This window comes from Rhizobium sp. R339 (assembly GCF_002211395.1).
Classification (GTDB): domain Bacteria; phylum Pseudomonadota; class Alphaproteobacteria; order Rhizobiales; family Rhizobiaceae; genus Rhizobium.
In genome coordinates this window covers 33,010-46,082 of sequence record NZ_LOKV01000011.1, presented here as the reverse complement: position 1 = coordinate 46,082, position 13,073 = coordinate 33,010, and the positions used below count along the sequence as shown (strand labels likewise).

Here is a 13,073-nt window from a genome sequence, read left to right as displayed (position 1 = left end):
GCTAAATGCAGCGTTCCCTGCAAATTGGCTCGACTCTTGCTGCATTTCGTGTCACTTCGCTGCCATGAAACCGGATATCAAGATCTGTGGCTTGAAGACGCCCGAAGCGATCGATCGTGCGCTGAAACGCGGCGCGACCCATATCGGTTTTATCTTCTTCGAAAAGAGCCCGCGTTACATCGAGCCGGACCTGGCGGCAAAACTTGCCGAACCGGCCCGCGGCAAGGCGAAGATCGTCGCCGTCGTTGTCGATGCCACAAATGACGAGCTGGATGAGATCGTCTCGCTGTTGAAGCCGGATATTCTGCAGCTCCACGGCAATGAGAGCCCCGAACACGTGCTGACCATCAAGGCGCTTTATGGCCTGCCTGTCATGAAGGTATTTTCGGTGCGCACGGCCGACGATCTGAAGCGGGTCGAGGCCTATATCGGCATTGCCGACCGCTTCCTGTTCGATGCGAAAGCGCCGAAAGGCTCGGAACTGCCGGGCGGTAACGGTATTTCCTTCGACTGGAGCCTCTTGAGCTGGCTCGACGGCAGCATCGACTACATGCTGTCCGGCGGGCTGAACAAGAACAATGTCGCGGATGCGCTTGTGAGGACCAAGGCGCGTGGTATCGACGTCTCCTCGGGCGTCGAAACGGAGCCTGGCGTCAAAAGCGTCGCGATGATCGATGAATTTTTCGATGCGGTCGAAACGGCGGATGCGCCGGTCATGACCTCAGGGAGTTGAGAGTGAACGAAACGCCTAAACCGAATTCCTTCCGTTCCGGACCTGACGAAGATGGCCGTTTCGGCATCTACGGCGGTCGTTTCGTTGCCGAAACGCTGATGCCGCTGATCCTCGATCTGCAGGATGAGTGGAACAAGGCGAAAACCGATCCGGTGTTCCAGGCGGAATTGAAGCATCTCGGCGCCCATTACATCGGGCGCCCGAGCCCGCTTTATTTCGCCGAGCGGCTGACGGCAGAACTCGGCGGCGCAAAGATCTATTTCAAGCGTGAGGAGCTGAATCACACCGGCTCGCACAAGATCAACAACTGCATCGGCCAGATCCTGCTCGCCAAGCGCATGGGCAAGACCCGCATCATCGCCGAAACCGGCGCCGGCCAGCACGGTGTCGCTTCCGCCACCGTTGCCGCGCGCTTCGGACTTCCCTGCGTCGTCTATATGGGCGCGACCGACGTCGAACGTCAGGCGCCGAACGTTTTCCGCATGAAGCTGCTCGGCGCCGAAGTGAAGCCGGTGACGGCAGGCAGCGGCACGCTGAAAGACGCGATGAACGAGGCGCTCCGCGACTGGGTGACCAATGTCGAGGATACTTACTACCTGATCGGGACGGCAGCCGGCCCGCATCCTTATCCGGAGATGGTCCGCGATTTCCAAGCGGTGATCGGCGCCGAGGCAAAAGAGCAGATGCTGGCGGCCGAAGGCCGTCTGCCGGATCTCGTCGTCGCTGCCGTCGGCGGCGGCTCGAATGCGATCGGCATTTTCCATCCCTTCCTCGATGATCCCTCGGTGAAGATCGTCGGCGTCGAAGCCGGCGGCAAGGGCCTGCAGGGCGAAGAACATTGCGCCTCGATCACCGCCGGGTCGCCGGGCGTGCTGCATGGCAACCGCACCTATCTGCTGCAGGACGGCGACGGCCAGATCAAGGAAGGCCATTCCATTTCGGCCGGCCTCGATTATCCAGGCATCGGCCCCGAACATTCCTGGCTGAGTGATATCGGTCGCGTCGATTACGTGCCGATCATGGACCACGAAGCGCTCGAAGCCTTCCAGACGCTGACCCGCCTCGAAGGCATCATCCCGGCGCTCGAAGCCGCGCATGCGATTGCCGAGGTCATCAAGCGCGCGCCGAAGATGGGCAAGGACGAGATCATCCTGATGAACCTCTCCGGCCGCGGCGACAAGGATATCTTCACCGTCGGCAAGATTCTGGGAATGGGACTGTAAGACATGACCGCACGCATGGACAAACGCTTTGCCGAGCTGAAGGCCGAGGGCCGTCCGGCGCTTGTGACCTATTTCATGGGCGGCGATCCTGACTACGACACCTCTCTCGGGATCATGAAGGCGCTGCCGGAGGCGGGTTCCGACATCATCGAGCTCGGCATGCCCTTTTCCGATCCGATGGCCGACGGTCCGGCGATCCAGCTGGCCGGCCAGCGCGCGCTGAAAGGCGGCCAGACGCTCAAGAAGACGCTGCAGCTGGCGGCCGATTTCCGCAAGACCGACGATGCGACGCCGATCGTGATGATGGGCTACTACAATCCGATCTACATCTACGGCGTCGAGAAATTTCTCGACGATGCTCTGGCCGCCGGCATCGACGGCCTGATCGTCGTCGACCTGCCGCCCGAGATGGATGACGAACTCTGCATTCCGGCGATCCGCAAGGGCATCAACTTCATCCGACTGGCAACGCCGACCACCGACGAAAAGCGCCTGCCCGCCGTGCTGAAAAACACCTCCGGCTTCGTCTATTACGTGTCGATGAACGGCATCACCGGCTCGGCGCTGCCCGATCCGTCGCTGGTTTCGGGCGCCGTCCAGCGCATCAAGCAGCATACGGAGCTGCCCGTCTGCGTTGGCTTCGGCGTCAAGACGGCGGAACATGCCAAGGTCATCGGCGGCTCGGCCGATGGCGTCGTCGTCGGCACCGCCATCGTCAATCAGGTCGCCACCAGCTTGACCAAGGATGGAAAAGCCACGGCGGACACGGTTCTGGCGGTCGCAACGCTGGTGCGCGGCCTTTCCTCGGGAACCCGTTCGGCGCGCCTTGTTGCTGCCGAATAGTTTTCCCACATTGGCGCTATTCAGTTAGGAGAAATCGAGTTGAACTGGATCACCAACTACGTTCGCCCGCGGATCAATTCCATGCTGGGCCGTCGCGAAGTGCCGGAGAACCTCTGGATCAAGTGCCCGGAAACCGGGGAGATGGTCTTCCACAAGGATCTGGAATCCAACAAATGGGTCATTCCGGCCTCCGGCTATCACATGAAGATGCCGGCCAAGGCGCGTTTGGCCGATCTCTTCGACAATGGCGAATATGAATCGCTGCCGCAGCCGAAGGTCGCCCAGGACCCGCTGAAGTTCCGCGACTCCAAGAAATATAGCGATCGTCTCCGCGACAGCCGTCTGAAGACCGAACAGGAGGACACGATCCTCGCCGGTCTCGGAAAGGTGCAGGGCTTGAAGCTCGTGGCCGTCGTGCACGAGTTCAACTTCATCGGCGGTTCGCTCGGCATTGCCGCCGGCGAGGCGATCGTCAAGGCGTTCGAACGCGCGACCTCCGAAAAGTGCCCACTGGTGATGTTCCCCGCTTCCGGCGGCGCGCGCATGCAGGAAGGCATTCTCTCGCTGATGCAGCTGCCGCGCACGACGGTCGCCGTCGACCTGCTCAAGGAATCCGGCCAGCCCTATGTCGTCGTGCTGACCAACCCGACGACCGGCGGCGTTACGGCCTCCTACGCCATGCTCGGTGATATTCATCTGGCCGAGCCCGGCGCCGAAATCGGCTTTGCCGGCAAGCGCGTGATCGAGCAGACGCTGCGTGAGAAGCTGCCGGAAGGCTTCCAGACCTCCGAATACCTGCTGGAACATGGTATGGTCGATATGGTCGTCAAACGTCACGACATTCCGGAAACGCTGGCGCGTCTCCTGAAGATCCTGACGAAGAAGCCCGTCTCGGCGGCCAACGACATGAATAGCGGCGCGATCGCCCTGGCGGCGAGCGCCTGATAACCGACAAGCAGGCGGGGTGCCGAATTGATACCCAGAGGCCAAACCGCGGTGAGTGAGGCAGCGCAAGAGATCGAAAAACTCATGGGATTGCATCCCAAGGGGTTCGATCTGTCGCTCGATCGCATCACCCGTCTTCTCGATGTGCTCGGCAATCCGCACAGGAAACTGCCGCCGGTGATCCATGTCGCCGGCACCAACGGCAAGGGCTCGGTCACCGCTTTCTGCCGCGCCTTGCTCGAGGCCGGCGGTTATAGCGCCCATGTCCACACCTCGCCGCATCTCGTCAATTGGCACGAACGCTATCGCATCGGTGTGGCGGGCGGGCGTGGGCAGCTCGTCGATGACGCCGTTTTCGCCGATGCTCTCCGCCGCGTGGCCGATGCCAATGCCGGACAGCATATTACCGTCTTTGAAATCCTGACGGCGGTCACCTTCATCCTGTTTTCCGAACATCCGGCCGATGCCGCGATCATCGAAGTCGGTCTCGGCGGCCGCTTCGACGCCACCAATGTCATTTCCGATCCGGCCGTTTCGGTCATCATGCCGATCTCGCTCGATCACCAGCCCTATCTCGGCGACAGGGTCGAACTGATCGCGGCTGAAAAGGCCGGCATCATGAAGCCGAGATTGCCCGTCGTCATCGGCCACCAGGAATATGATGCCGCACTCGACGTCCTGATGTCGACGGCCGAGCGGCTGCATTGCCCGAGCGCCGTCTTCGGGCAGGATTTCATGGCGCATGAGGAATATGGCCGCCTCGTCTATCAGGACGAATATGGGCTTGCCGACCTGCCGCTGCCGCGCCTTCCCGGCCGCCATCAATATGCCAATGCCGCCGCCGCCATCCGCGCCGTCAAGGCCGCGGGCTTCACCGTCACCGAGACGATGATGGAAAAGGCGATGAATCTCGTGGAGTGGCCGGGCCGGCTGCAGCGCCTGAGCGAAGGCCGGCTGCTGGAAAACGCGCCAGCCGGCGCCGAGATCTGGGTCGATGGCGGGCATAATCCCGGCGCCGGTGAAGTCATCGCCGAAGCCATGGCCAATTTTGAGGAGCGCCAGCCGCGCCCGCTTTTCTTGATCATCGGCATGATCAACACCAAGGACCCGGTCGGTTACTTCAAGGCCTTCGCAGGCCTGGTCGAAAAGGTGTTCTGCGTGCCGATCCGCGGCAGCGATGCAATGATCGATCCGGTGATCCTGTCGAATGCCGCCTATGATGCCGGCCTCGTCGCCGAACCGATGTCGACGGTCGCCGATGCGCTGGAAGCGATAAAGGCCGCGCTCGATCCGGAGGCATTGCCGCCGCGCATTCTCGTCGGCGGCTCACTTTACTTGGTGGGCGACGTGCTTGCCGATAACGGCACGCCTCCCAAGTGAGCGGCGACATGAAGAGCCTAAAATGAAAAAAGCCCGGTCGAAACCGGGCTTTTTCGTCAATGTGACATCAATCGATCAGGCGGCGTTCGAAATCCAGTTCGACAGAGCCGTCTTCGGCTTGGCGCCGACCGAAATATCGGCGACTTCCCCGCCCTTGAAGATCGCAAGGGTCGGAATGGAGCGCACGCCGAACTGTGCGGCGAGTTCCGGGTTCTCGTCGATATTGAGCTTGGCAACCTTGACCTTGCCTTCCATTTCGACCGAGATTTCTTCGAGGCTCGGAGCAATCATCTTGCACGGGCCGCACCATTCAGCCCAGAAATCAACGACGACGGGTTCTGCGGATTCCAGAACTTCCGACTGGAAGTTATTGATATCGACTTTCACGGTAGCCATAGGCTGCTCCTTTAACGGAATTATGTGTTGAACCACATGTGATGCTGCGGTGCCGAATTTTCAATGTCCGGTATTTCACTTTGTCTTGAGTCCTGCAAGCGCCAAACCGAGCGCCGTTTCGCTGAGTATATAGAGCGAGGCATTCTCTGTGTAGACGAGCATGCACTCGATGCGCTTGCCGGGATAGAGCGGTGCCAGGATCTCGCGATAGATCGCAAGCTGCGCCTTATGCGCAAAGGGGATCGCTTCTTCGCTTGCCGGCGGCACCCGGTTGGTCTTGTAGTCGAGAATGACGACGCGGTCGGCAAGCACGGCAAGCCGGTCGATGCGGCCGGAAACGGCATAGCGCTTGCCGTCCAGCGTCAGCGTTCCCATGATCGACACTTCGGGCCGCGCCTGCTCGCCGAGCACGGGCCGCAGACCTTCCCCGTCCAATAGTTTCAGAACTGGATCTACCAGTTTGCGCCGTTCGGCCTCCGGCCAGAATCGGGCCGCCCGCTCGGCATAACGCTCCGCGGCATCGGGCCGTTCCGCAGGCAGAATGTCGGGAAGCGCTTGCAGCATCCGGTGGATCAGCCTGCCTTTCTCCAGCGACCGGTCGCTACGTGCCTTCTCGCTGAACAGCGGCGAAGTGACGAGCAGGCCGCCCTCATCTTCGTCGACGATCGTGCCGGCCCCGGAAGGGCTGAGCGGCCGCGGCAGCTCGGCCTGCGGCGGCAGAGGCCTCAACAGGCCTTCCGGCAAGGCTTCCTCGCTTTCGCGGTGGTGGCTGCGGTCGAGACGTTCGAAGCTCAGTTCGACCCGCGGCACGCGCCATCTGGTGCCCTGCCACTCGCCGTCCGGGCCGGAAAATGCGGCGTTTTCCACATAGGGATGATCTTCGTGCAGCGCAGCCGAAATCATCATATGCCAGGTGTCGTTATTGGCACGCACGCCGCGATAGCCGCAGACGACGAGGCGATCAGCGGCGCGCGTCATGGCGACATAGAGCAGCCGGCGATATTCTTCTTCCGCGAGCTTCTGAATACGCGCCGAATCGCTCTGCGTCAGCGAGTTGGCAAGGTCGGAAGCAGGCACCCAGACCGGCATCGGCGGCTCGCCGGACCTCGATTCGATCAGCCGAAGCTTCGGCAGATGGGTATGCGTGAAGGCCTTCGAACCGCCGTCGACGAGAAAGACGATCGGCGCTTCCAGACCCTTGGACGCATGCACCGTCATGATCCTGACCTCGTTGCGCCCCTTGTCCTGCTCACGCTTCACCTCCGGTGCCTCGAGTTCCAGGGTCGAGATGAAGGATTGCAGCCCGGGAAGGCCGGATGTTTCATGGTCGAGCGTAAACGTCAGGAACTCGTCGAGAATATCGCTGACCTCGGTGCCGAGACGCGCCAGGAATTGCCGCCGCCCGCCATGGCTGCCCAGCACGCGCGCATAGAAATCATGCACCGACAGGCTTTTCGACTGGCGCAGGAAGAGTCCCAGCTTCTCGAACGCGGTACGGAAACGTTCCGTGCCATCAGTGGCGAATTTCCTGAGATTGCTCCAGACGCTCTCATTGTCGCTCCGCAGGGCGGCGAGCGCGAAGATATCATCCTCCGAGAGATCGAAAAGCGGGCTTTTGAGCACGGCGGCAAGCGAAAGATCGTCCTCGGGCAGAAGCAGGAAGCGGCCGAGCGCCAGCAGATCCTGCACGGCGATGTGGCTGGTCAGCACCAGCCTGTCGGCGCCGGCGACGGGGATGTCGCCGCGGCGCTTCAGCGCGCGCGTCAGCGCATTGACGAAGGCGTCGCGCTTACGCACCAGCACGAGGATATCACCGGCCTCGATCAGCCGTTCCTTGCCTTTCTCGACGATCGTCTCGCGGCCGACGAGCGCACCGATCGAATGGGCGATCCGCCGCGCCAGGATCGCGGCCGGCGCGCTCTCCGGCGTCGCGTCGAAGGGCGCCGTCCAGTCTTCTTCCTTCACAACGACTTCTGGCGCGACCATTTCCCAGAGATCGACGGCGCCCGGATGGCCGATGCGGCTGGAGCGATGCACGACCGGTTCGCCGACCGCGCTGAGGCCGCGGGCATTGTCGGGTGATGTGAAGATCTGGTCGACGGCTTCGAGCACGTCGGCGGTCGAGCGGAAGGAAAGCGGCAGCCGGATCGAGGAAAAGCTCTGGCCGCTGTCGGAAACGCGCCGCCGCGTCCGGTCGCTTTCCTCGGAGAACCGTTCGGGCCGCGCGCCCTGGAAGGAATAGATCGACTGCTTCTCATCGCCGACGGCAAAGAGCGTGCGCACGACCGGCCGGGCGCTTTCGCCGGAGAAGAAATCCTCCGCAAGCGACTGGATGACGCTCCATTGGATCGGGCTGGTATCCTGCGCCTCGTCGACCAGGATATGGTCGATACCCCGGTCGAGCTTGTAATGGATCCAGGGACCGACGCCGCTTTTCGTCAACAAATCGGCGGTTCTGGTGATCAGGTCCTCGAAATCGAGCTGGCTGCGCTGCTTCTTCAGCTCCTCATAGTCGTGGTTCAGCCGGTCGGCGAGCACGAGTGCCGCATGGGTGGCGCCGTACATCCGCATCATTTTCAGCCGGTCGCGGCTTGCCGCGACATGCGCGCGGGCAGCAGCGATGGCATCGGCCAGCTGCGGCGCTTCGGCAAGCATGGCCTTGACGAAGAATTGCGAATCCGCCTTCGGCTCGCCCTTCGCCGCCGTCAGGAAGATCTTTTCGAGCATTTCCGCGCGTTTCGTGTCGTCGCGCTCGCGTCCGGCGAGCCTCAGCCCGTAGGCAACCTCCTGCGCCTTCGCACCGCCCTTCTGGTCGGCAAGGGAGAGATAAAGCTCCAGCGTGGCGCCCGAAAGCTCCGGCAACGGCCAATATTGCGCCGCGATCCCTCTTTCCGTGTCATCGGCGGCAAGGCCAAGCCTCTCGCGCAGCACCATCTCCACACCGCCCTGCTGTTCGGCCGACGCGGTGAAACGGCGGATGGCATTGCGGTTGGCGACGATGTCGCCGAGTAGATTCTCAAGGCCGGATTCGTCGCCGAGATTGAGCACATAGGCAAAGGCCTCGGCAAGCGCGCTGTCTCCCGCCGGCGCGGTCGCCGTCAGCAAGGCGCGGCGTGCGTCGGAAAGCAGCGCCGCCGCGGCGCGATCGTCGAGAACCGAGAAATGCCCGGCGACATTGGCCTCCAGCGGGAACTGATGCAGCAGCGCCTCGCAAAAGGCGTGGATCGTCTGGATCTTCAGGCCGCCCGGCGTCTCCAGCGCCTTGGCAAACAGCCGCCGGGCCTCGGCGAGCTTGATCCTGTCGGGTGCTGCGCCCTCGATCTGGCTGATCCGCCGGCTGAGATCTTCATCGTCGAGCACCACCCATTCCGCCAGCCGCTCGAAGACGCGGTTCGACATTTCCGACGCCGCCGCCTTCGTATAGGTGAGGCAGAGAATGGCCGAAGGCCGCGCCCCGGCAAGCAGAAGCCGGATGACGCGCTGGGTCAGAACGTGGGTCTTGCCGGACCCGGCATTGGCCGACACCCAGGCTGAACGCGCCGGGTCGGAGGCGATCGCCTGCTGGATCGTCGTCCAGCCGATCCAGGCGCCCGGTTCGTCGCTGTCGGGAAGGTCGGTCGTTTCATTCATCGCCGCCGCCTTCCTCGTTTTCGGCCGTCGACCATTCGGAGACGCGGGCAAGATGATCGTAGTCACCGCCGAAATCGAACTGCTGCGCCGGAATGAGTCGCGAGGTGAAGCCTTTTTCGCCGGATTGTAGCAGCCCCACGAATTTGACCAGCTGGTCGATCGATTCCTCGGCCAGATCCATTGCCGATTTTGCCTTGTCGCTGCGCGCCGAGCTCTCGTTGTTGACGGTGTCGACCAGAAAACGCCGTCCCGGCCGCAGGCGGACATAGAGCAGATCCTGCGGCACGAGGCTGCCGGCATCGCGGAAGGCGCCGGCGCTGAGCGCTGCCGCCTCGAGAGCAAGCTGTGGATCGAGAAGCGCGCGCGCCTGCGCCGGCGAAGGATTGTAGCCGGTCTTGTAGTCGATGATATCGGCGCCGTTCGGTCCCACTACGTCGATACGGTCGGCGACGCCGTTGAGCCGGATATTGATCGGCTCCAGCTCGACACCGCCCCGCACTTCGGTCAGCGTCTTGCGAATGCCCGGCCGCCGGTCGGCTTCCCATGCGAGGAAGGCGCGGGCCACCTCACGGAAGCGTGGCCGCCACACGGCGTCGATATGCGGCGGCAGCCTCTCCATGTCGAAAAGCTCGGAAAGGATGCGCTCCATGGCCGCAACCGCCTCCGGCGTGCCGGCGACATGCGCCTCGCGGATGAACCGGTCGATGATCTTATGATAGAGCGTGCCGCGTTCGGCCGCTCCCGGCTCGCGGTTGAACGCATCGACGGGGTCGAGCCGCAGGACGCGGCGGGCATAGATCGCATAGGGATCACGGCGCAGCCGGCCGACTTCGCTGAAGGAATAGGATTTCGGCTGCAGCTCCAGCGGCGGTTTCGGCGAGGGCCGCTGCGCCGGTGCTTGCACCTCGCCTCGGTCGATGAGGCCCGCCCATTGCAGGAACCGGTTGCCGCGTCCTTTCAATTCCGCTTCGAACGCCTCGCCGCCGAGCGCCAATAACCGCTGCAGCCAACGCGAGGCGACGGTCGGCGTCGAACCCTGGCGCAGCGCTCTCGAATAGATCAGATGCCGCGTGCCGTTCGCCATCTCGAAATCATGCGCCAGCTGACCGATGCGCCGTTCCGGCGGCTCCAGGCCGATTTCCGTCTTCATCATGCGTGGGATGAAGGGATTATTGGCGGTCTGCCCGGGCCAGGAGCCTTCGTTGAGGCCGCCCAGGATCATCGTGTCGACGCTCTGCAGGCGGGCTTCCAGCGTGCCGAAGACGAAGAGCCGGGGATGGCTGAGCGCCCGCGGTTTCACCGCATGGCCGGCGGCAAGGGCCGCCATGATGTCGATCCATTGCGGTCCGTCGGCCTCCATCTGGCCGTCGGTGTCGATGACCTCACCGAGCAGCGCGGCGAGCGCATCGCCCGCTTCGTTGGACCAGAGATCGGCAAGATTGCCTTTCGGATCCACCGCGACGGATTCGAGGCAACGGCCGGTACGCTCCGCCCAGTCGGACAAGGTGAAGCTTGCCGTCCGGCCGCGATCTTCAGGCCGGTGCCGCATCAGGGCCGAAGCCAGAGGTTCGGTTGCCCTTTGGACCCGGCGCGCGAGCTCGTATGCGGCGTCGGCTGCTTCGGGCGGAAGCGTCTTTCGCCATTGCGGCGCGTGCCTGTCCAGGGCTTGTTCGGCAAGCTGATGGGTAAGCAGCGGTTCGAGCGCACCGATATCCATCTCGGCCACGCCGCCGCGCAGCGCCAGCAGCTCGAGCGCCTCGGTGGCGGAAATCAGCGCGTCGCGTTCCAGTCCGAAACGGGCGAGCGGATGTTTGAGCAGTGAGACGATCGCCACCGGATCGCCCGGCCGCAGCGCCGCCTCCAGGAGCAATTGCAGCAGCGTGCCCTGCGGCGTGGCTGCAAGCGGCGTGCCGGCCGAATCGTCGGCGAGGATGCCGAAGCGGGAGAGCTCGGCCATCACCCGCCGGGCGAGATTGCGGTCCGGCGTAATCAGCGCCGCCCGGCTCTCGCCATCCTGGCCCGGCCTTTCCAGCGCGAGCCGCAGCGCAATGGCGATCGCCGTCGCTTCTTCGCGCTCGTTGGCGGCTTCGATCAGCGAAACCTCGGCGAAGGCCGAGGATAGGGCGCCCCCGGGCAGGTCGTTCCTCCAGGTGCCCCAGTCGCTGGTTGCCTCGGACGGAGTGAGCGCGCGTGACAGGATTTCGGCGCGCCGGTCGAGATCGGCCTCGGGGCTATCGAGGGGCGCGACGTCGGCACGCGTGAGTTTCAGCCGCTTCAGCAGCGATGACAGGCCATATTGCGGATGGCTGCGGCTTGCGGGGTTGGCATGTTGTCCGGGCGCCGGCTCCGGCGCGACCAGCGGCCAGTGACGATCCGGCATGGAGAGATCGAGCCCGGGCAGCACGATCACGCCCTCGGGCAGATTGGCGACGGCGGCGATGAGATCGGCGGTGGCGGGAACGGAGCCCGTCGAACCGGCAATGATGATCGGCCCGGTCGGCGTCATTGTCGAAAGCCTGTTTGCCTCAGCCCGGAGAATGGCGTTCCGGTGCCGCGCCGGCGAGGATTTGCCGAGTTCGGAAAGCCGCGCCGGCCAGAACGCGCTGGCAATCTGCAGGAATTCCGCCGTCAGCTGCCACCAGGCGGCATAGTCGCCGGTGTCGAGCTTCGACAGCTCCGACCAGTCGAGATCCTCGGTCTCGATGGAATCGATCAGCTCCGCGAGATTGCGGGCGAGCCAGATCGCATCCGCCGGGCTTGCCGGCGCGATAAGCGGCGAGTCCAAATGAATGTGGCGGACGATCTCCGGCAGCTTGTTTCGCCAGGCAAGGATGAGGCGGGCAAGCTCCAGCAGGCGGGCGGTGTTCGACAGCGGCTGGGCGAGGTCGATGGTCGCCGGCAGCGCTTCGTCGAAATAGCCGCTGTCGTCATCGGTTTCGCCGAGCGGACGGATGACGGGCAGAATCGCCGAGCGGCCGCCGAGCAGATCGACGAATTCCGAGCGCAACACGCGCACGGCGCGCCGGGTCGGCAGGTAGATCGTCACCCTCGCGAGCGACAGCGGATCGTCGGCCTCATGCCGGAAGAGAGGCGTCAGCCGGCCGTCGCACAGTGTCGCCGCCAGGGTTTTCAGGAAGGGAAGGCCCGCCGGGATCGTCAGGATGCGTGGCTGGTGCCGCTCCGCCATAAGCTCACGCGAACGCCCGCAACCTGCGGATCGTTTCCTCCGCTTCGCCGATCGCCTCCGGTGTGCCCACAGTCAGCCAATGGCCTTCGAGCACTAGGCCGAACAGCCGGCCGCGCGCGATCGCCTGGTCGAAATAGATATTGAGGTTGAAGGCATCCTGTGGCGCATCGTCGAACAGCGCCGGGTTCATGACGATCGCCCCGGCATAGACGACGGGATTGGACGGATCGTCGCGATACCGGGTCAGCTGGCCGTCCGCGGCAAGGCTGAAATCATTCTTGCCGTTATGGCCCGTCGTATCCTCGATCCTGACGCAGAGCAGCGCCATGTCCATGCGCGCGGCATCGAAGAATCCGGCTAAGCGTTGGAGATTCGTCGGCCGCCCCGGCTTTTCACCGATCCAGAAGAGATCGGCGTTCATGACGAAGAGGTTATCGCGGCCGAGCAGCGTCAGGCCCTTGGCCAGCCCGCCGCCGGAATTCAACAGCGCTTCCCGCTCGTCTGATATGACGATGTCGAGGCTGCGATAGTTCCCGAGATGGTCGAGCATCTGGCCGGCATGGTGGTGAACGTTGACGACGGCCCGTTCGACGCCGGCAGCGACGAGCGAGTCCAGCGCATAGTCGATCATCGGCTTGCCGTCGATCTTCACCAGCGGCTTCGGGATCGTGTCGGTGATCGGGCGCATGCGGGTCCCGAGACCCGCGGCCAGTACCATGGCTTGTCTGATCGTCAT

General features: G+C 63.5%; 9 protein-coding genes. 5 read left to right on the top strand and 4 right to left on the bottom strand.

Annotation, left to right across the window (positions count from 1 at the left end; translation table 11 throughout):
- Positions 1 to 64 precede the first annotated feature (64 nt).
- The 5 genes from ATY76_RS14115 to ATY76_RS14095 are packed head-to-tail and all read left to right on the top strand — an operon-like array spanning position 65 to position 5,124.
- Positions 65 to 733 (top strand): phosphoribosylanthranilate isomerase, encoded by a 669-nt coding sequence (locus tag ATY76_RS14115; RefSeq protein ID WP_088675378.1) that lies wholly within the window; start codon positions 65 to 67, stop codon positions 731 to 733.
- A gap of 2 nt (positions 734 to 735) precedes the next feature.
- Positions 736 to 1,956, top strand: a complete 1,221-nt coding sequence (gene trpB / locus ATY76_RS14110) for a tryptophan synthase subunit beta (protein ID WP_088675377.1) — start codon at positions 736 to 738, stop codon at positions 1,954 to 1,956.
- Positions 1,957 to 1,959: 3 nt separating this feature from the next.
- Complete coding sequence (gene trpA, locus ATY76_RS14105; protein WP_088675376.1) at positions 1,960 to 2,799, top strand: tryptophan synthase subunit alpha; 840 nt, start codon at positions 1,960 to 1,962, stop codon at positions 2,797 to 2,799.
- A 39-nt stretch (positions 2,800 to 2,838) separates the two neighbouring features.
- The gene (gene accD / locus ATY76_RS14100) at positions 2,839 to 3,744 is read left to right on the top strand and encodes an acetyl-CoA carboxylase, carboxyltransferase subunit beta (protein ID WP_088675375.1); all 906 of its coding nucleotides are present in this window, start codon (positions 2,839 to 2,841) and stop codon (positions 3,742 to 3,744) included.
- Positions 3,745 to 3,771: 27 nt separating this feature from the next.
- On the top strand, positions 3,772 to 5,124 hold the full coding sequence (locus ATY76_RS14095) for a folylpolyglutamate synthase/dihydrofolate synthase family protein (RefSeq protein WP_190233654.1): 1,353 nt from the start codon (positions 3,772 to 3,774) through the stop codon (positions 5,122 to 5,124).
- A 75-nt stretch (positions 5,125 to 5,199) separates the two neighbouring features.
- On the opposite strand, the gene trxA is transcribed toward ATY76_RS14095, so the two are convergent.
- From trxA to ATY76_RS14075, 4 genes are all read right to left on the bottom strand, one after another.
- Entirely contained in the window at positions 5,200 to 5,520 is a 321-nt protein-coding gene (trxA, locus tag ATY76_RS14090; protein ID WP_004672616.1) for a thioredoxin, read from the bottom strand.
- 75 nt (positions 5,521 to 5,595) lie between these two features.
- Positions 5,596 to 9,150 carry a double-strand break repair helicase AddA gene (gene addA / locus ATY76_RS14085; protein ID WP_088675373.1) on the bottom strand — a complete coding sequence of 1,185 codons (3,555 nt, stop codon included), beginning with the start codon at positions 9,148 to 9,150 and terminating at the stop codon, positions 5,596 to 5,598.
- Entirely contained in the window at positions 9,143 to 12,337 is a 3,195-nt protein-coding gene (addB, locus tag ATY76_RS14080) for a double-strand break repair protein AddB (protein WP_088675372.1), read from the bottom strand. Before addB ends, addA begins: the two co-directional genes overlap by 8 nt.
- Positions 12,338 to 12,341: 4 nt before the next feature.
- Positions 12,342 to 13,073: a nucleotidyltransferase family protein gene (locus tag ATY76_RS14075; protein ID WP_088675371.1), complete on the bottom strand. Its 732-nt coding sequence runs from the start codon at positions 13,071 to 13,073 to the stop codon at positions 12,342 to 12,344.

Excerpts from the sequence above, each read along its gene's own strand:
- ATY76_RS14115 (WP_088675378.1), top strand. The coding sequence starts at position 65 with ATGAAACCGGATATCAAGATCTGTGGCTTGAAGACGCCCGAAGCGATC.
- trpA (WP_088675376.1), top strand. The coding sequence starts at position 1,960 with ATGACCGCACGCATGGACAAACGCTTTGCCGAGCTGAAGGCCGAGGGC.
- trxA (WP_004672616.1), bottom strand. The coding sequence starts at position 5,520 with ATGGCTACCGTGAAAGTCGATATCAATAACTTCCAGTCGGAAGTTCTG.
- addA (WP_088675373.1), bottom strand. The coding sequence starts at position 9,150 with ATGAATGAAACGACCGACCTTCCCGACAGCGACGAACCGGGCGCCTGG.
- addB (WP_088675372.1), bottom strand. The coding sequence starts at position 12,337 with ATGGCGGAGCGGCACCAGCCACGCATCCTGACGATCCCGGCGGGCCTT.
- ATY76_RS14075 (WP_088675371.1), bottom strand. The coding sequence starts at position 13,073 with ATGACGATCAGACAAGCCATGGTACTGGCCGCGGGTCTCGGGACCCGC.